This window comes from Janthinobacterium sp. GW822-FHT07H11, assembly GCF_058798615.1.
Genome location: NZ_CM179507.1, coordinates 1840734 through 1858629 on the forward strand (window position 1 = coordinate 1840734; position 17896 = coordinate 1858629).

Consider the following 17896-nt stretch of genomic DNA (forward strand, 5'->3'; position numbering starts at 1 on the left):
TTTGCGCTAGCGCATAGTCAGGTCACGGTTTGCTGTTCCGGCAAGCGCCACTCGCGCAGGCGGTCCCGCGGCGGCAAGTTCCTGCCGATCGTGCAATATCCGGCGTACTGTGGCGTGTGCGCGGCGGGCGGCGGCGCGCATGCCGTGCCCCCCAAAAAAAGAAGCCCGCGCAGGTGCGCAGGCTTCTTTTCATGCCGCCCGCGCGGCTATCGTGGCGGGCGGCTGCGTTTTACGTTGACAGGAACGGCGCTCAGGCGAAGTTCTTGGCAACGAAGTCCCAGTTGACCAGGCCCCAGAACGTTTCCACGTACTTGGCGCGCAGGTTGCGGTAGTCGATGTAGTAGGCGTGTTCCCAGACGTCGCAGGTCAGCAGCGGCTTGTCGCCGGTGGTCAAAGGGCAGCCGGCGTTCGAGGTGTTGACGATGTCGACGGAGCCGTCGGCCTTTTGCACCAGCCAGGTCCAGCCCGAACCGAAGTTGCCCACGCACGACTTGGTGAATTCTTCCTTGAACTTGTCGAACGACGACCATTTGGCGTTGATCGCGTCAGCCACGGCACCGGCAGGGGCGCCGCCGCCGGCCGGCTTCATGCCGTTCCAGTAGAAGGTGTGGTTCCACACTTGCGCCGCATTGTTGAAGATGCCGCCCGACGATTTCTTGATGATCTCTTCCAGCGACAGGTTCTCGAACTCGGTACCCTTGATCAGGTTGTTCAAGTTGGTGACATACGCCTGGTGATGCTTGGCATAGTGGTATTCCAGGGTTTCTTTCGAAATATGCGGCGCCAGAGCGTCCATTTCATACGGCAGTGGTGGCAGAGTATGTTCCATGTGATGTCCCTTTGTGGTGAGTGTTCGGAGTCTTCCGGCCCGGGGCCGGAGGGTTGAGCCATGCATGCTTGAAGCAAGCATTCTTGCTGAACGAGCCACTATTGTAAAGCGGATGCGCCATTGCTGCAGATTTGCCCACGCAGGGCGTGCCCGCAGGCTATTCCAGCGTTGCCTGCACGCTGGCGATGCCGATTTGCGCGCTGCCTTCGGCCAGGCGCACATCGACGTTCTGGCGCGCCTGCAGCTGCGCCGGCGAGCGCACGATGACGCCTTTTTCATCGCGCACAATCGCATAGCCGCGTTCCAGGGTGCGCTGCGGATTCAACAGTTCCAGCTGCGCCGCCAGGCCGGCCAGGCGCTGACGCCGCTGCGTCAGCTGCTGCGCCATGGCCGCGCCGCCGCGCCGCTGCGCTTCCGCCAGGCGGGCGCGCGGCGCCGCGACGTCGGGCCGCAAGGCTGCCCAGCGCGAACGCAGGCGTTCCAGCGCGTATTGCGATTGGTTCACGGGGGCGCGCGCCGCGTGCGTCATGGCCGTCGACAGGGCCAGCAGCTGCAGGCGCTGCTGCCGCAGCTGCGCCTTCGGGTTGAGCAGGCGCCGGCTGTGGCGGTCCAGCGTCTGCGCCGCGTCGTCGAGGCGGCGGCGCATGGCGCGGCGCAGGTCCGCCGCGTCGGCGCGCAGCGAGGCCAGCCAGTCGGCGCGCGGCGTGGCCGCCAGTTCGGCCGCCGCCGTCGGCGTGGCCGCGCGCAGGTCGGCCGCGAAGTCGGCGATGGTGAAATCGGTTTCGTGGCCCACGCCGCTGATCACCGGCATGGCGCAATCGGCGATCGCGTGCGCCACGGCTTCATCGTTGAACGACCATAAGTCCTCGATGCTGCCGCCGCCGCGGCAGACCAGCAGCACGTCGCACTCGGCCCTGGTGGATGCCGTGCGGATGGCCAGGGCGATTTTTTCCGGCGCCTGCTGGCCCTGCACGGGCGTCGGATACAGAATGATGTTGACATGCGGCGCGCGGCGCTTGAGCGCGATCAAGACGTCGCGCAGGGCGGCCGCCTGCGGGCTGGTGACGATGCCGATGCTGCGCGCGAACATGGGAATGGCGCGCTTGCGCTCCTGGTCGAACAGGCCCTGCGCTGCCAGCTTTTCCTTCAGGCGCTGGAACGCTTCGTACAAGGCGCCCACGCCGGCGCGGCGGATGGCTTCCACGTTGATCTGGTAGTCGCCGCGCGCGCCATACAGGGTGACCAGGGCGCGCACTTCGACCTTGTCGCCTTCGCGCGGCGTGAAGCCGGCGTACTGGGCGCGGCCGCGGAACATCACGGCGCGCACCTGGGCGCCATCGTCCTTCAAGGTGAAATACCAGTGGCCGGAAGCGGCACGCGTGAAGTTGGATATCTCGCCGGCGATCCAGGTCAGGGGAAACGAGCGCTCGAGCAGGCGCGCGACGGCCTGGTTCAGGGCGCTGACGCTCAGCACGGGCGGTGCGGCAAAGCCGCTGTCAGTCGGGGTGTCGGTCATCATGAAGCGGGGGAGGGGAGGAAACTGTCCACATATTATCGGCGAGGTCATGCTTATGTCATATATCGTGCAAAACAACAAGTTCTATTTCTAAGTATTTGATTTCATGCAGAATTCCTGCATGCCTGATTTGCGTGCACAGGGAAAAAATCCTTTAATATCAAGCACATCAGTGCAGCCCCGGCCACTTACGCACAAAGTTATCCACAGAAAGTGTGCGGAACTTTTTGCCTTGGACAAACGTTGCCGGATCCGCCCCCATGGCAGCCCCGTTCGGCGAGCAGGCTGTCTTGCTACATTTTTGCGCACGGAAATAAAGTGCATATGAATCAAGCGCTTAGTATGCCATGCCTGGCCTTGCGCACAATCTTATCCACAAAAAATGTGCAGAACTCGCGCACAGCACCGGATTTATCCACCGGAATGCCCATAGCATGGCTTGCCTGAATTTTACGCAGCATAAAAATAGCCATATAAATCAATGCGTTATGTTTCAGTCGTGGCCCTTGCTCACAATCTTATCCACAGAATGTGTGCAAAACTGCATAAACCGTTACGCCGTTTACCTGGCTTTTCCACCGCGCCAGCAGGGTAAGGTTCTGCCTCATTTTTAAGCAATGAGAAAAACTCCTTTAAAATCAATGCTCTTGCATGGAGTCAATCCGCTTGCTCACAATCTTATCCACATTTTATGTGCGGAACTGCCGTCGCGGTGGAAAAGTACGCTTTTGCAGCGCAATCGGGCCGATAACACGCCGCTTTCCAGTGCTTGCCACATTTTTGCGCATGGAAATAAAAACGATATAAATCAATGTACTTGGCGCATATTCGTACGCTTGCACACAATCTTGTCCACAGATTGTGTGCAGAACTTTCGGTAACATTATCTTGATTCGACTCAACGTTCTGCCACATTTTTACGCATCGATATATTTTTGTTTGAAATCAATGACTTGGAAGCATTCCGCCGCCTTGCGCACAATCTTGTCCACAGTAAATGTGCAGAACTTTTGTTTTCTTAATTATCTGACATTGACTCCTGGCGATCTGCTGCTATGCCTGTATTTTGCGCAGCAGGATAATAATCTTATAGATCAATGGCTTAGGGCTGAGTCTTCAGGCTTGCTCACAATCTTATCCACACAAAGTGTGCAAAACTGTGCTGTTCCGGCGGCGCTTGCGGGCGCGCCGTGCATAACGCTGTAGTCAGGCGCCCCTTGCCGCCGGCGCGGCAACGCGCTACATTGCGCCATTCCTGCGCCGCCGTGCAATCGCCCGTCGGCGCTCGGTACAATACAGGCTGTCCGGGCGGTAAATCGCCTCCCCTTTACCAGGAGTTTCTTTTGTTCGCTATATTCCAGGCCGCTGGCTGGCCCATCTGGCTGTTGTTGATCGCTTCCATCGTCGCCCTGGCCCTGATCATCGAGCGCCTGCTGTATTTGCGCCGCAGCAAGATACTGCCCCGCAAGCTGTTCGATGAAGTGGTGCAGGTGTATCGCAACGGCAAGATCACGCCGGATACGGTCGCCAAGCTGGAAGACAATTCGCCGCTGGGCGTGGTGCTGGCCGCCGCGCTGCGCAACGTCGACGCGCCGCGCGAGGTGATGAAGGAATCGATCGAAGAGGCGGGCAGCGGCGTGGCCCACGTGCTGGAGCGCTACCTGACGACACTGGGGACGATCGCCACCCTGGCGCCATTGATGGGCCTGTTCGGCACGGTGGTGGGCATGATCGAGATTTTCGGCTCGCAAAACGCCAGCGGCTCGAATCCCGCCCAGCTGGCGCACGGCATTTCGGTGGCCCTGTACAACACGGGTTTCGGCCTGGCCATCGCCATGCCGACCCTGGTCTTCTACCGCCATTTCCGCGCCCTGGTCGACAGCTTCGTCATCGACATGGAGCAGCAGGCGGTGAAGTTCGTCGATATCGTCCACAGTGGCCGCAAATGAATTTCCGCAAAGGCAAGGGGCGTGAAGACCCCGAAATCAACCTGATCCCGTTCATCGACGTGTTGCTGGTGATCCTGATCTTCCTCATGGTCAGCACCACCTACAGCAAGTTTACGGAACTGCAGATCACCTTGCCGACGGCCGACGCCGAGCAGGCCCGGGACAAGCCGCAGCAGATCGATGTCACCGTCGATGCCAAGGGTAATTACACGGTCAACCGCCAGCCCGTCTCGTTCCGCGACGTGGCCGGCCTGGCTGGCGCCTTGCAGGACGCGGCGAAGGCGGCCAACGGCGGCAAGGCCCCGGCGCAAACGCCCGTGGTGGTGGTCAACGCCGACCAGTTCGCCATGCACCAGATGGTCATCCACGTCATGGAAGCGGCGCGCCTGGCCGGCTATGAAAAGCTGACGTTCGCGGCGCAGGCGGGCGGCAGCAAGTAGGTCGGCTTAGCCGGAACGGCGTAAGCCGACACAAGCCGCAGCCGAGCATGTCGGATTACGCTGCGCCTGGCGGCGCGGCTAATCCGGCCTACACCATTTTAGGTCTTCCTTCATGCCCACATCCTCCCCCGCCAAGCTTGAAACCACTCTCACCCGCGCCTGGCTGACGCGCGGCCCGCTGGCGTGCGCGCTGTGGCCCGTTTCCGTGCTGTTCGGCGCCCTGAGCGCCGTGCGGCGCGTTTTGTATCGCGCCAACATCCTGAAATCGGCGCGCCTGCCCGTGCCCGTCGTCGTCGTCGGCAATATCTTTATCGGCGGCACGGGCAAGACGCCGCTGACGATCTGGCTGGTGCAAGCCTTGCGCGATGCGGGCATGCGCCCGGGCGTCATTTCGCGCGGCCATGGCAGCGCCGACCGCCTGCCGCGCGCCGTCACGGCCGCTTCCACGCCGCAGCAGGTGGGCGACGAGCCGCTGCTGATCTTCCAGCGCGGCGGCTGCCCCGTGATGGTGGGGCGCGACCGCGCGCAAGCGGGCAGGGCGCTGCTGGCGGCGCATCCGGACGTCGACGTGCTGGTGACGGACGACGGCTTGCAGCATTACGCGCTGCGGCGCGACGTGGAAATCGTGCTGTTCGACGGCCGCGGCGCCGGCAATGGCTGGCTGCTGCCGGCGGGACCGTTGCGCGAATCGCCGCGCCGCCGGCGCGACGTCACGGTGATCAATGCGGCCGCGCTGGCGCCGCGCCTGGTGGCCGCCGTGGCGCCGCATGGCGGCGTGGTGGCGCAGATGCTGCTGGCCGGCGGCGTGGCCGAACGCCTGGTCGACCGCAGCGAACGCCTGGCGCTGGGCGACCTGGCCAGCGGCGGCCAGCGCATCGTGGCGGCGGCCGGCATCGGCAATCCGCAGCGCTTTTTCAGCATGCTGCGCGATGCCGGCCTGCGTTTTGACGAGCTGCCCTTGCCCGACCATCACGATTTCCTCGACCAGCCGTTTGCCGCCCTCGATACCGATGTGATCTTGATCACCGAGAAGGATGCAGTAAAATGTGCGCAAATTGAACATCTCAAAGACGACCCGAGACTGTGGGTCGTCCCCGTCAGCGCGCGCATCGATGGCGCGCTGGCCCAACAAATTGTGGAGAAATGTCGTGGACGCTCGACTGCTTGATATCCTGGTCTGCCCTGTTTGCAAGGGTCCGCTTGAACACGATAAGAAGGCGCAGGAACTGATCTGCCGCGCCGACCGCCTCGCCTATCCTATCCGTGACGGCATCCCCATCATGTGGGCCGACGAAGCGCGCACCTTGCTCGACGCCGTGGAATAGGCGATGTCGTTCATCGTCATCATCCCGGCCCGCCTGGCCTCGACGCGCCTGCCGAACAAGCCGCTGGCCGACCTGGGCGGCAAGCCCATGGTGGTGCGCGTGGCCGAGCAGGCGCGCCTCTCGGGCGCCGCGCGCGTCATCGTCGCCACCGACCATGACAGCATCGGCGCCGCCTGCGCCGCGCATGGCGTGGAAGTGTGCATGACGCGCGCCGACCATCCGTCGGGCACGGACCGCATCGCCGAAGTGGCGCGCGCGCTCGCTTTGCCGCCGGACGCCGTCGTCGTCAACCTGCAGGGCGACGAGCCGCTGATCGATCCGGCCCTGCTGGCCGCCTGCGCGGCGCAGATCGGCGCAGCCGTGCCGATGGCCACCTGCGCCCATCCGCTGCACGAGGTGGCCGATGCCTTCAACCCGAACGTGGTCAAGGTCGTGCTGGACAAGCATGGCCGTGCCTTGTATTTCTCGCGCGCGACGATTCCGTGGCACCGCGACGGCTTCGCGCAGTCGAAAGACAGCTTGCCGGCCGGCTACGTGCCCTTGCGCCATATCGGCCTGTATGCGTACAGCAATGCGTTCTTGCAGGAGTATCCGCAATTGTCCGTGTCGCCGCTGGAAGCGATCGAGGCGCTGGAGCAGTTGCGCGTGTTGTGGCACGGCTATCCCATCGCCGTGCATGTGACCGATTCGGCCCCGGCCGCCGGCGTCGACACGCCGGAAGATCTTGCCAGGGTGCAGGCGCACTACCGCCACGCCACCTGAGAAAACGTCCATGGCTGCGTTGCCCTGAACGTTTTTCGGGCGCCGTGCGTGCGCGTGAAAAACTTTATGCGGGGCTTGCCACAAAAAACCACATTTTGAAACGCCTGCTGCGATATTTTCTGGCTTTGATCAATCAGGGCATGGCAATTCGACAGCAAACTGGCGTTCCAGTGATTTTTTGTGGTAAGTTTCGTAGGGAAAGATAGTCATTGCAACACCATCTAAAAAAAATTACACATACCACCATCCAAAATCTGCTTTTTAGGAAATTTCATGCGTCTGATACTGTTAGGAGCACCCGGTGCCGGCAAGGGCACTCAAGCTAATTTCATCAAAGAAAAATACAATATTCCACAAATCTCCACGGGCGACATGCTGCGCGCGGCGATCAAGGAGGGCACCGAACTGGGCCTGGCCGCGAAAAAAGTCATGGATGCGGGCGGCCTGGTGTCGGACGACATCATGATCGGCCTGGTCAAGAATCGCCTGCAGGAAGCCGATTGCGCGAATGGCTACCTGTTCGACGGCTTTCCGCGCACCATCGCGCAGGCCGATGCCATGAAGGACGCCGGCATCAATGTCGACTACGTGCTGGAAATCGACGTGCCCGACGAATCGATCATCGAGCGCATGGATGGCCGCCGCAGCCACCCGGGTTCGGGCCGTGTCTACCACGTCAAGTTCAATCCGCCCAAGGTCGACGGCATCGACGACATCACGGGCGAACCGCTGATCCAGCGCGACGACGACAAGGCGGAAACCGTCAAGAAACGCCTGGACGTGTACCACAACCAGACCAAGGTCCTGCTCGGCTACTACAACGACTGGGCCAAGTCCGGCCTGCCGGGCGCGCCGAAATACCGCCGCATCGCCGGCGTCGGTCCGGTCGAGCAAATCCGCGACAGCGCCTTTGCCGCCCTGGCGGACTAAGCAGCATTCAAAAGCGGACCTCGGTGTCCGCTTTTTTTTCGCCCGCTTTTCAGGCAGACTGTCAACATGGCTTGATGCTGAACGTTTTCGTGGTTGAAGTTTTTTGCAGGTCGTATTTTCCTGGCTGCGCACGCCTATCCGGCGTGGTCGGCAGCTGTCGGCAATGACGTCGGATAAAAACAGAAGGGAACGATATGGCAGCCAGTTTGTGGTTTGCGGTAGCCTGCGGCGTGGTCGCAGTCATTTACGGTTTGGTGTCGCGCAGCTGGATCCTGCGGCAAGACCCCGGCAACGCGCGCATGCAGGAAATCGCGCTGGCCATCCAGCAGGGCGCGGCCGCCTACCTGGCGCGCCAGTATCGCACCATCGCCATCGTCGGCGTGGCGCTGCTGGTCGCCATCTACATCTTGCTGGGCCTGCACACGGCGCTGGGCTTCCTGGTCGGCGCCGTGCTGTCGGGCGCCTGCGGCTTCATCGGCATGAATGTCTCGGTGCGGGCCAATGTGCGCACGGCGCAGGCGGCCACCGTGGGCATCAACCAGGCCTTGAACGTGGCCTTCAAGGGCGGCGCGATCACCGGCATGCTGGTGGTTGGCCTGGGCTTGCTGGGCGTGACCCTGTTCTACTGGCTGCTGGCGACGACGGGCGCGCCCGGCCTCACGCAGCATGACGTGATCAAGCCCCTGATCGGCCTGGCCTTCGGCGCCTCGCTCATTTCCATCTTCGCGCGCCTGGGCGGCGGCATCTTCACCAAGGGCGCCGACGTGGGCGCGGACCTGGTGGGCAAGGTCGAGGCGGGCATACCCGAGGACGATCCGCGCAACCCGGCCGTCATCGCCGACAACGTGGGCGATAACGTGGGCGACTGCGCCGGCATGGCGGCCGACCTGTTCGAAACCTATGTCGTGACCCTGATCGCCACCATGCTGCTGGGCGCACTGCTGATGGCCGAGGCCAGCAGCACGGCCATCATCTATCCGCTGCTGCTGGGCGCCGTCTCCATCCTCGCCTCCATCGTCGGCTGTTCGATGGTCAAGACGGCCCCCGGCAAGAAGATCATGTCGGCCCTGTACACGGGCCTGTGGTGGGCCGCCGGCCTGTCGCTGGTGGGCTTTGCCGTGGTGACGTGGCTGCTGTGGCCGGACGACGCCATGCGCTACAAGATGCTGGGCGCCACCGTCGTCGGCATCGTGCTCACGGGCCTGATGGTCTACATCACCGAGTACTACACGGGCACGGACTTCAAGCCCGTGCGCCATATCGCCGAAGCGTCGACGACGGGCCACGGCACGAATATCATCGCCGGCCTGGGCGTGTCGATGAAGTCCACCGCGTATCCGGTGCTGGCCGTCTGCGTCGCCATCCTCGTCTCGTACCAACTGGCCGGCCTGTACGGCATTGCCATCGCCGCCACGGCCATGCTGTCGATGGCGGGCATCATCGTCGCGCTCGACGCGTACGGCCCCATCACGGACAATGCGGGCGGCATCGCGGAAATGTCGGGCCTGCCCGACTCCGTGCGCGCCATCACCGATCCGCTCGACGCCGTCGGCAACACCACCAAGGCCGTCACCAAGGGTTACGCCATCGGCTCGGCGGGCCTGGCCGCGCTGGTGCTGTTCGCCGACTACACGCATGCGCTCGAATCGGTGGGCCAGCACATCACGTTCGACCTGTCGAACCCGATGGTCATCGTCGGCCTGTTCATCGGCGGCCTGATACCGTATCTGTTCGGCGCCATGGCGATGGAAGCCGTGGGCCGCGCGGCCGGCGCCGTGGTGGTCGAGGTGCGGCGGCAGTTCCGCGACATCAAGGGCATCATGGAAGGCACGGCGCGGCCCGAGTACGACAAGGCCGTCGACATGCTGACGGCGTCGGCCATCCGCGAAATGATCGTGCCGTCCTTGCTGCCCGTCGTCGTGCCCATCGTCGTCGGCATGCTGCTGGGGCCGGCGGCGCTGGGCGGGCTCTTGATGGGGACGATTGTGACGGGCCTGTTCGTGGCCATTTCCATGACCACGGGCGGCGGCGCCTGGGACAATGCCAAGAAATACATCGAGGATGGCCACTTCGGCGGCAAGGGTTCGGACGCGCACAAGGCGGCCGTCACGGGCGATACGGTGGGCGACCCGTACAAGGATACGGCAGGACCGGCCGTCAATCCCTTGATCAAGATCATCAATATCGTGGCCCTGCTGCTGGTGCCGCTGCTGCCGGCCACGGGCTGGCTGGCGGTCGCCGCGCCGGCGCCCGTCCACGCGCCCGTGCCGCCCATCCTGGCGCCGGCGACACCGGTGCAAAGCTTGCCCGCGCAATAAGAAGGCGCCTTTCCCGCAGCCCTGTGGCCCGCGCTGCGGGGCTGTGTGCGTTGTGTGCAGGTGAAAATTTCCTACCGTCCATATCCTCGACGTATCAAAAGTGAGCAATTGTTACGGCGCCTTTGCTTGTGCCGGCCCGCTGCCAATAATGGGTGAAGGAATGCGCTTTACAGTCTGGCAGGCAAGGCGGGAGGATGTCATGGACAGCATTCACAGGAAGGGCGGCGCGTTGCTGGCGTTGCTGATATTGACCGGCGCTGCCGGCCTGGCCCGGGCGGAACCGGGCCGGCACGGCGGTTTCCACGGCGGCCACGTCCATCACGGCCACTTGCATGGTCATGCGCACGCGGGCATCCGGGTAGGTTCGCCATGGTGGTATGGCTACGGGCCTGGCTGGTATGGCGACCCGTGGTATGGCTATCCTTATCCGTATGGACGCACGATGGTCGTGCAGCCGCCGCCCGTCGTGCCTCCCGTTTACATCGAGCAGGGCGGCGTGCCGACGGCGCAGATGTGGTATTACTGCGCGCGGCCGCAAGGCTATTATCCCTATGTGAAAAATTGCAGTACGGCATGGCGTGCCGTGCTGCCGACCAGCGTGCGCTGACGGGGAGAGCAATATGAACACGAGCGCGTTGAGGGGGCGTGCCGGCGTGCTGGCGCCCCTGCTGCTGGCCGCCTGCACGGTGCTGCCCGACGGGCCGTCGGCCATGGCCCTGCCCGGCACGGGCAAGAGTTTCGAACAGTTCCGCCGCGATGACGGCAGTTGCCGCGCCTATGTGCAAGGACGGTTGGGCGATGCATCGGTGCAGCAGGCCGGTGTCGACAGCGGCGTGCGCGGCGCGGCGGCGGACAACTCCGCGTACGGCATGCAGCGCCGTTACGATAATTCATATCAGCAATGCATGTATGCGAGCGGCCACAAGGTGCCCGTCGCCGGGCAGATGCTGAGCAGCGTCCCGGCGAATGCCGCCACGCCGCCGCCCGATACGCCGCCGCCCCGTTATTAGAACCTTGAGGTCAGGCCCACGAACATGCGCCGTCCCGGCACGTAGTAGGTGACCAGGCCGTCGTTCGCCGGTCCCTTCTTGAGCAGGTTTTCCACGCCGCCGCGCACGGTCCAGTTTGGCGTGACCTTGTACGACACGACGGCATCGACGATGGTATAGGCCTTGTTGGGCTTGCGGCGCGTGGAGGAGCGCGATTCGGCGTCCAGTTCCTTGCCCGTGTACTGGGCCGACACTTCGCCGTACAGCTGGTCATTGACTTGCCAGCCCAGCGCCGAATACAGCGACACCTTCGGTGTCGACAGCAGGTTGACGCCTGTCGTCAGGTTTTTCGCTTCCGCCATATAGGTCAGGTTGTTGCGCCAATTCACATTTTTCGTCAGCGGGACGGTCAAAGTGCCTTCCAGCCCGCTGGTGCGCGCCTTCTGGATATTCGTCATCTTGGTCCACCATTGTCCCTGGAAGAAGCCCAGTGGCGTGTAGTCGATCTTGTTCTTGAAATCCGTGCGGAAATAGGTCAGCCCGGCATCCCAGCCGTTGTGCTCATACGCCACGCCGATTTCGGCCGCCGTGCTCGTTTCCGGTTTCAAGTCCGCATTGCCGGCCATGTAGCAGCCGCCCGTGATGTAACCCATGGGACGCAGGCCGTTGCAGCCGTTGCCGCCCGACTGGGTGGCGGCACCCGGCGCGTTTTCCTTCAGGCTCGGTGCGCGGAAGCCTTGCGACACGCCGCCCTTGACGGTCCAGGCCGGTAATGGGTGGTACACCAGGTACAGGCGCGGGCTGTAGTGGTTGCCGAACTTGCTGTGGTGGTCGAGGCGCAGGCCGGCCGTGGCCGTCAAGTCCTCGCGCAGGAACAGCTGATCTTCCGCAAACAGGGCCGAGGTGGTGCCGGACAGGGTCGCGCCGCTCACGGGATTGCCCAGGTAATCGGTGGGCACGGTGCCGATGGTGTCCGTATTCGTCAGTTCCTGGTGCTTCCATTGGCCGCCCATCACCAGCATCTGTTCGATGCCGCCCCAGCCGACGCGTTTTTCCAGGCTGGCGTCGAGGGTGCTGTCCTTGGATTTCGCCACCGTGCCGATGAACTGGTTGTCGTAATCGTTGTGGTACAGGTTGACCGTGGTCTTGCCGAAGTCCCAGCGGCCTTCGTAGCCGAGGCTGGCGCTCTTGCGTATCAGCTTGCTGGCGCCCCAGGCGCCGAACAGCGGGTAGCCGTCCGCGTCGACGGTGGGCGAATCGCTCGCTTCCTGGCGGCCGTAGCTGGCGTCCAGCGACAGGTTGTGCTTGTTATTCAGCGCCCAGTTCAGCTGGCCGGTAACGGTCTGGTTGCGCTCGCCGCCAATGCCGCCCGCCTTGCCGCTGCTGCGCTCATCGGGATTTTGCTTCGATTGCGCCACGCCGATGCGCATGCCCACCGTGTCCGACAGGGGGCCGGCCAGGTTCACACCCAACTGGTGCGCCGTGCCGCGGCCGCTGTCCTGCGGCTGCGTGTAGTTGGCCGTGGCCGAGCCGTTCCACTTGCCCGGCACCTTGCGCGTGATGATGTTGATTACGCCGCCCATGGCGTCCGAGCCATACAGCGAGGACATGGGGCCGCGCACCACTTCGATGCGCTCGATCATCTCGGGCGAGATCCAGTTCAAGTCCTGGCGCCCCAGGTCGGGACGGTAGGCCGTGTCGGCCGAACTGCCCATGCGCTTGCCGTCGACCAGGATCAAGGTGTATTTGTCGGGCAGGCCGCGCAGCTTGATCTTCGACTCCTCGCCCACGGGGCTGGTGCCGCCCGTCACGCCGGGGATGCGGCGCAGCAGGGTATTCAAGTCATACACGGGCTGGCGCTCGATTTCCTCGCGCGTGATGACGCTGATGCTGGCCGGCGCATCCTTGATATCGATGGCCGTGCCGGATGCGGTGACGACCACCGTATTCATGGTGGGATCGGCAGCCACGTTGCCTTCGGCCCAGGCGCTGCCGACGGCCAGCGACAGCAGGCAGGGCAGGAGCAGGGTGGCGCAATGGCCGGCAGGGGCGGGAGTGCGGGGATGAATGAAGGCGGGACTGCGCTTGGTCATGGTGAACTTTCCGGATGTTGTTTTTTCCTGGCTGCCTTCCGGGTGGCTCGGGTATGAATGAAAAGATAAGAAACTGCGCTCCAATTCCACTAATGAGAATAAGAATCGTTCTTATTGTAATGCCATCCTGGCAAGAAGGAAAGTGCTGAAAGGAAATAAAACACCGTTGCCGCATGCGCATCAGCGATCGGCGATCGGCGACCTGCGGCACGCGCAAGCGCGAGAGGGGTGGCGTGGCTGGCATCTGGCGCGGCGCGTGCTAATAATGAAGGTGGCATACTGCATGCCGGGGGAGGCGAGATGAAGAGGATGATAAAGACCATACCGGCGCTGGCCGGTGCCATGCTGTTGTGCGCTGCTGCCCATGCCGGCGCGCAAGAGCCGGCGGCACCCGTGCCATTGCCCGAGTGCCGGCTCGATCCGCGCGACAGCGGCAAGCTGGCGGTGGAACCGTGCCGCCCGGCGCCGCCCGTGCGGCCGCGCCGTTCCGTGGCGCAGGTGATCGGCCGCATGCCGGCACCGCCTGCACCGCCCGTCGTGCCCATGGCGCCCTTGCCACCCGGCCCGGCCGTGCCCATGCCCGGCGCGCCGCAGCCCATCGGTGCCTGTGACACTGGCGGCTGCCGCGATGCGGCCGGCGCGCGCTACAACGGCGCCGGCAATGCCACGCTCGATGCCAACGGGCGCATCTGCCACCGCAACGGGGCTTTCTTGCAGTGTTTCTAGCGCTTGCATCATTGCTGTGCAAGTTTTCGCTGGACCTTCATAAAATTGGCTACAATTGTCGTCGACGTTACGTTTACGTAAACGTAACTGTGGCATCATGCGACACGCAGCCATCTGGCGCCGGCCATACGGCCAACCTATTTCAGGAGACTTCATGCAGATTCAAGACAATGTATTCATCATCACGGGCGGCGCATCGGGCCTGGGCGCGGCGACGGCGCGCATGCTGACGGCGGCCGGCGGCAAGGTCGTGCTGGCCGACGTGCAGACCGAGGCGGGCCAGGCGCTGGCCGCCGAACTGAACGGCGTGTTCGTGCAGTGCGACGTGACGTCGGAAGAAGACGGCATGGCCGTGGTCGCGGCGGCAGGCAAGCTGGGCACCTTGCGCGGCCTGGTCAACTGCGCCGGCGTGGCGCCGGCCGTGAAAACCGTGGGCAAGGACGGTCCGCATCCGCTGGCCCTGTTCCAGAAAGTCGTCAACATCAACCTGGTGGGCACCTTCAATATGTGCCGCCTGGCGGCCGACGCCATGGCCAAACAGGACGCGACGGCCGAAGGCGAGCGCGGCATCATCATCAACACGGCGTCCGTGGCGGCCTACGATGGCCAGATCGGCCAGGCCGCCTACGCCTCGTCGAAGGCGGCCGTGGTCGGACTGACCCTGCCGATGGCGCGCGACCTGTCGCGCAACGGCATCCGCGTGATGACGGTGGCCCCTGGCATTTTCGAGACGCCGATGCTGCTGGGCATGCCGGCCGAAGTGCAGGATGCGCTGGGCAAGATGGTGCCGTTCCCTTCGCGCCTGGGCAAGCCCGGCGAATACGCGCAGCTGGTGCAAGCCATCGTGGAAAACGTCATGCTCAATGGCGAAACGATACGCCTGGACGGCGCCATCCGCATGCAGCCAAAGTAAGCTTGGCATGATTTGATGTAGGATACCCCCGTATGGGGCGTACAGCCTTGCTCGGCTGTGCGCCCTTTTTTTATCGGAGAATCCATGATCACATTGAAGCCGCTGGCGCTGAGCCTGACCTTGCTGGGCGCCCTGGCCGCCAGCCCCGTATTTGCCGAAGTGCCGCAGAAGGCGCCGGAAATCGCCACCGCGTATGCGGAAAAAAGTGGCTGGACGGCGCAGAAATTCATGGTTGCCGCCGCCAATCCGCTGGCGGCCGATGCCGGCTACCAGATGCTGAAACAGGGGGGCAGCGCCATCGACGCGGCCATCGCCACGCAGCTGGTGCTGACCCTGGTCGAGCCGCAATCGTCGGGCATCGGCGGCGGCGCCTTTTTGCTGTACTCCAGCGCCAAGGGCGTGCAGGCCTTCGACGGGCGCGAAACGGCGCCCGCGGCCGCCGACGAACACCTGTTCCAGAACGCGGACGGCAGCCCCGTCTCGCGCGCCACGGGCGTGGTGGGCGGGCGTTCCGTGGGCGCGCCCGGCGTGCTGCGCATGCTGGAACTGGCGCACAAGGAGCACGGCAAGCTGGCCTGGGCGACCTTGTTCGGTCCCGCCATCCGGCTGGCGCACGGCGGCTTTCCCGTCAGCCAGCGCCTCAATGGCCTGTTAAGCTGGGACCAGGCCCTCAAGCGCGACCCTGTCGCCGCCGCGTATTTCTATGACGGCGAGGGCAAGGCCTGGCCTGTCGGCCACGTGCTGAAAAACCCGCAACTGGCGCGCACCCTGCGCGAGATCGCCCGCGGCGGCGCCGACGCTTTTTATAACGGCCGCATCGCGCGCGACATCGCCGCCAAGGTGGCGTCGCACCCGAGCAATCCGGGCAAGCTGACGGCGCAGGACATCGCCGGCTATCGCGCCAAGGTGCGCGAACCGGTGTGCAGCGATTACAAGGCCTGGACCGTGTGCGGCATGCCGCCGCCGTCGGCGGGCGGCATCGCCATCGCGCAGATGCTGGGCATGCTGGAAATCAAGGATATCCGCCCGTATGCGCCCGTCGGCGGCGTGCTCGATGCGCAGGCGATCCATTTGTTTTCGGAAGCGGGGCGCCTGGCCTACGCGGACCGCAACCGCTACGTGGCCGACACGGACTTCGTGCCGCTGCCGGGCAACGGTATCGCCTCGATGCTCGATAAAAGCTACCTGGCGCAGCGCGCCTCCTTGATCGGCGACAAATCCATGGGGCAGGCCAAGCCCGGCACGCCGCCCGGCATGCAGGTGGCGTGGGGCATCGATAACGCGCTGCAGCGCCCCTCGACCTCGCACCTGGTGGCCGTCGATGCTTTTGGCGGCGGCCTGTCGATGACCACCAGCGTGGAAGACGCATTCGGCTCGCGCCAGATGGTCGACGGCTTCCTGCTGAATAACCAGCTGACGGATTTCTCGTTCGATTCGCGCGATGCGGACGGCCCCATCGCCAACCGGGTCGAAGCGGGCAAGCGCCCGCGCAGCGCCATGTCGCCCACGCTGGTGTTCGAGAAGGGCACGCACAAGCTGGTGCTGGCCACCGGGTCGCCCGGCGGCTCGTCCATCATCAATTATGTCGCCAAGGTGCTGGTCGGCACCATGGACTGGGGCTTGAACGTGCAGCAGGCGATCAGCCTGCCGAACTTCGGCAGCCGCAATGGCCCGACGGAGCTGGAAAAGGGCCGCGCGCCCGCCGCCCAGGTCGAGGCGCTGCAGGCCATGGGCCACGAGGTGCGCGTGATCGAACAGAATTCCGGCCTGCAGGGCATCATGCGCCTGAATGCGCACGGCAAGGATTTCTGGTTTGGCGGCGCCGATCCGCGCAGGGAAGGCATGGTGCGCGGCGACTGAAATTTCCACAAAGTATCAAGACCCTGCTAATCTGCCGGCATGGGAATGCAAAATAAAACAGGCTTGATACTCACGGGAGGGGGTGCCCGTGCCGCCTACCAGGTGGGCGTGCTGCAGGCGATCTCGGCGATTTTGTGGGAAGCGGGCTGGGCACCGGCGCGCAACCCCTTCGACATCATCTGCGGCACCTCGGCCGGGGCCATCAACGCCACGGCGCTGGCTTGTCGCGCGGATAACTTCGGCGAAGGCGTGCAAAAACTGCTCGACGTATGGCAGCACATCCAGGTCGAACAAGTCTACCGCGCCGATTCGCTGGGCGTGATCCGCTCGGGCGCGCGCTGGCTGTCCTTGCTGTCGTTCGGCTGGCTGCTGCGCCAGTGGCATGCGTCGCCGCCCAATTCCCTGCTCGACAATACTCCGCTGGTCAGCCTGCTGCACCGCATGCTCGACCTGCCGCGCCTCGACGCGGCGCTGGCCGACGGCCTGCTGCATGCGCTGGCAGTGACGGCGTCGTCGTATTCGGGCAGCCGCCACATGACGTTCTACCAGACGGCCGAGGATATCGCGCCGTGGGTGCGCACGCAGCGCCTGGCCTTGCCCGACCAGATCGGCGTGGAGCATTTGCTCGCTTCGGCCGCCATTCCCTTCATCTTCCCCGCCGTGCCCCTGTATGTGGGCGGCCAGCGCGAATACTGCGGCGATGGCTCGATGCGCCAGCTGGCGCCGATTTCCCCGGCCATTCACCTGGGCGCGAACAAGGTGCTGGTGGTGGGGGCGGGGCGCATGACGGAACCGGCGCCCGGCCCGGCCGACGCGGCGCGCTACCCCAGCCTGGCGCAGATCGCCGGCCATGCGCTGTCGTCGATCTTCCTCGACGGCCTGGCCGTCGACATCGAACGCCTGAACCGCATCAACCTGACCCTGTCGATGCTGCCGCCCGAATTGCTGGGCAAGACGGCCCTGAAGCCGGTGGAGCTGCTGGTCATCGCGCCATCCGAGCGGCTCGACGCCATCGCCAGCCGGCATATCGGCAGTCTGCCCCGTCCGATACGCACCATGTTGTCGGGCATCGGCGCGGCCGAGGCCCGCGGCGCGGCGCTGGCATCGTATTTGTTGTTCGAATCGACGTATACTAACGAGCTGATCCGTCTTGGACAGCGCGATACGCAGGCCCGCAAGGATGATGTACTGGCGTTTTTTGGTTCCTGAGACGGCCTCCTCGAGCGGTTTCTGCAGTTTTCGCGGT

17 protein-coding genes are annotated in these 17896 nt (G+C 64.1%); 13 read left to right on the top strand and 4 right to left on the bottom strand.

Going from position 1 to position 17896, the window contains the following annotated elements; translation table 11 throughout:
* Positions 1–250: 250 nt before the first annotated feature.
* The 3 genes from AC3RCJ_RS08265 to AC3RCJ_RS08275 all read right to left on the bottom strand — a co-directional run bounded on the left by AC3RCJ_RS08265 (position 251) and on the right by AC3RCJ_RS08275 (position 2818).
* Complete coding sequence (locus tag AC3RCJ_RS08265) at positions 251–829, bottom strand: superoxide dismutase (protein ID WP_034751750.1); 579 nt, start codon at positions 827–829, stop codon at positions 251–253.
* Between the two features lie 157 nt (positions 830–986).
* On the bottom strand, positions 987–2348 hold the full coding sequence (xseA, locus tag AC3RCJ_RS08270; RefSeq protein ID WP_492965341.1) for an exodeoxyribonuclease VII large subunit: 1362 nt from the start codon (positions 2346–2348) through the stop codon (positions 987–989).
* Between the two features lie 326 nt (positions 2349–2674).
* Entirely contained in the window at positions 2675–2818 is a 144-nt protein-coding gene (locus tag AC3RCJ_RS08275; RefSeq protein WP_492965343.1) for a hypothetical protein, read from the bottom strand.
* A gap of 870 nt (positions 2819–3688) precedes the next feature.
* Here AC3RCJ_RS08275 and AC3RCJ_RS08280 point away from each other — a divergent pair.
* The 9 genes from AC3RCJ_RS08280 to AC3RCJ_RS08320 all read left to right on the top strand — a co-directional run bounded on the left by AC3RCJ_RS08280 (position 3689) and on the right by AC3RCJ_RS08320 (position 11079).
* A complete protein-coding gene (locus AC3RCJ_RS08280; RefSeq protein WP_492961845.1) occupies positions 3689–4294 on the top strand; it encodes a MotA/TolQ/ExbB proton channel family protein in 606 nt (201 codons plus the stop codon).
* Positions 4291–4734: an ExbD/TolR family protein gene (locus AC3RCJ_RS08285; protein ID WP_492961843.1), complete on the top strand. Its 444-nt coding sequence runs from the start codon at positions 4291–4293 to the stop codon at positions 4732–4734. Before AC3RCJ_RS08280 ends, AC3RCJ_RS08285 begins: the two co-directional genes overlap by 4 nt.
* A 112-nt stretch (positions 4735–4846) precedes the next feature.
* Positions 4847–5902: a tetraacyldisaccharide 4'-kinase gene (lpxK, locus tag AC3RCJ_RS08290; protein WP_492961841.1), complete on the top strand. Its 1056-nt coding sequence runs from the start codon at positions 4847–4849 to the stop codon at positions 5900–5902.
* Positions 5883–6059 (top strand): Trm112 family protein, encoded by a 177-nt coding sequence (locus tag AC3RCJ_RS08295; protein ID WP_092798445.1) that lies wholly within the window; start codon positions 5883–5885, stop codon positions 6057–6059. Before lpxK ends, AC3RCJ_RS08295 begins: the two co-directional genes overlap by 20 nt.
* 3 nt (positions 6060–6062) lie before the next feature.
* A complete protein-coding gene (gene kdsB / locus AC3RCJ_RS08300) occupies positions 6063–6821 on the top strand; it encodes a 3-deoxy-manno-octulosonate cytidylyltransferase (protein WP_492961839.1) in 759 nt (252 codons plus the stop codon).
* 273 nt (positions 6822–7094) lie between these two features.
* Positions 7095–7751: an adenylate kinase gene (gene adk, locus AC3RCJ_RS08305; protein WP_076567510.1), complete on the top strand. Its 657-nt coding sequence runs from the start codon at positions 7095–7097 to the stop codon at positions 7749–7751.
* 194 nt (positions 7752–7945) lie between these two features.
* Positions 7946–10069, top strand: coding sequence for a sodium-translocating pyrophosphatase (locus AC3RCJ_RS08310; protein WP_492961837.1), 2124 nt, complete (start codon positions 7946–7948; stop codon positions 10067–10069).
* Positions 10070–10268: 199 nt separating this feature from the next.
* Complete coding sequence (locus tag AC3RCJ_RS08315) at positions 10269–10676, top strand: hypothetical protein (RefSeq protein ID WP_492961835.1); 408 nt, start codon at positions 10269–10271, stop codon at positions 10674–10676.
* 13 nt (positions 10677–10689) lie between these two features.
* Positions 10690–11079, top strand: a complete 390-nt coding sequence (locus AC3RCJ_RS08320) for a glycine zipper family protein (protein WP_492961833.1) — start codon at positions 10690–10692, stop codon at positions 11077–11079.
* Here AC3RCJ_RS08320 and AC3RCJ_RS08325 read toward each other — a convergent pair.
* Positions 11076–13151 (bottom strand): TonB-dependent receptor domain-containing protein, encoded by a 2076-nt coding sequence (locus tag AC3RCJ_RS08325; protein WP_492961831.1) that lies wholly within the window; start codon positions 13149–13151, stop codon positions 11076–11078. The genes AC3RCJ_RS08320 and AC3RCJ_RS08325 overlap by 4 nt on opposite strands.
* Before the next feature lie 300 nt (positions 13152–13451).
* On the opposite strand from AC3RCJ_RS08325, the gene AC3RCJ_RS08330 reads away from it, so the two are divergent.
* The 4 genes from AC3RCJ_RS08330 to AC3RCJ_RS08345 all read left to right on the top strand — a co-directional run bounded on the left by AC3RCJ_RS08330 (position 13452) and on the right by AC3RCJ_RS08345 (position 17859).
* On the top strand, positions 13452–13877 hold the full coding sequence (locus tag AC3RCJ_RS08330) for a hypothetical protein (protein ID WP_492961829.1): 426 nt from the start codon (positions 13452–13454) through the stop codon (positions 13875–13877).
* Between the two features lie 154 nt (positions 13878–14031).
* A complete protein-coding gene (locus AC3RCJ_RS08335; RefSeq protein WP_492961827.1) occupies positions 14032–14790 on the top strand; it encodes a 3-hydroxyacyl-CoA dehydrogenase in 759 nt (252 codons plus the stop codon).
* 84 nt (positions 14791–14874) lie between these two features.
* Entirely contained in the window at positions 14875–16650 is a 1776-nt protein-coding gene (ggt, locus tag AC3RCJ_RS08340) for a gamma-glutamyltransferase (RefSeq protein WP_492961825.1), read from the top strand.
* Positions 16651–16689: 39 nt separating this feature from the next.
* On the top strand, positions 16690–17859 hold the full coding sequence (locus AC3RCJ_RS08345) for a patatin-like phospholipase family protein (protein ID WP_492961823.1): 1170 nt from the start codon (positions 16690–16692) through the stop codon (positions 17857–17859).
* The last annotated feature ends 37 nt before the right edge of the window (positions 17860–17896 follow it).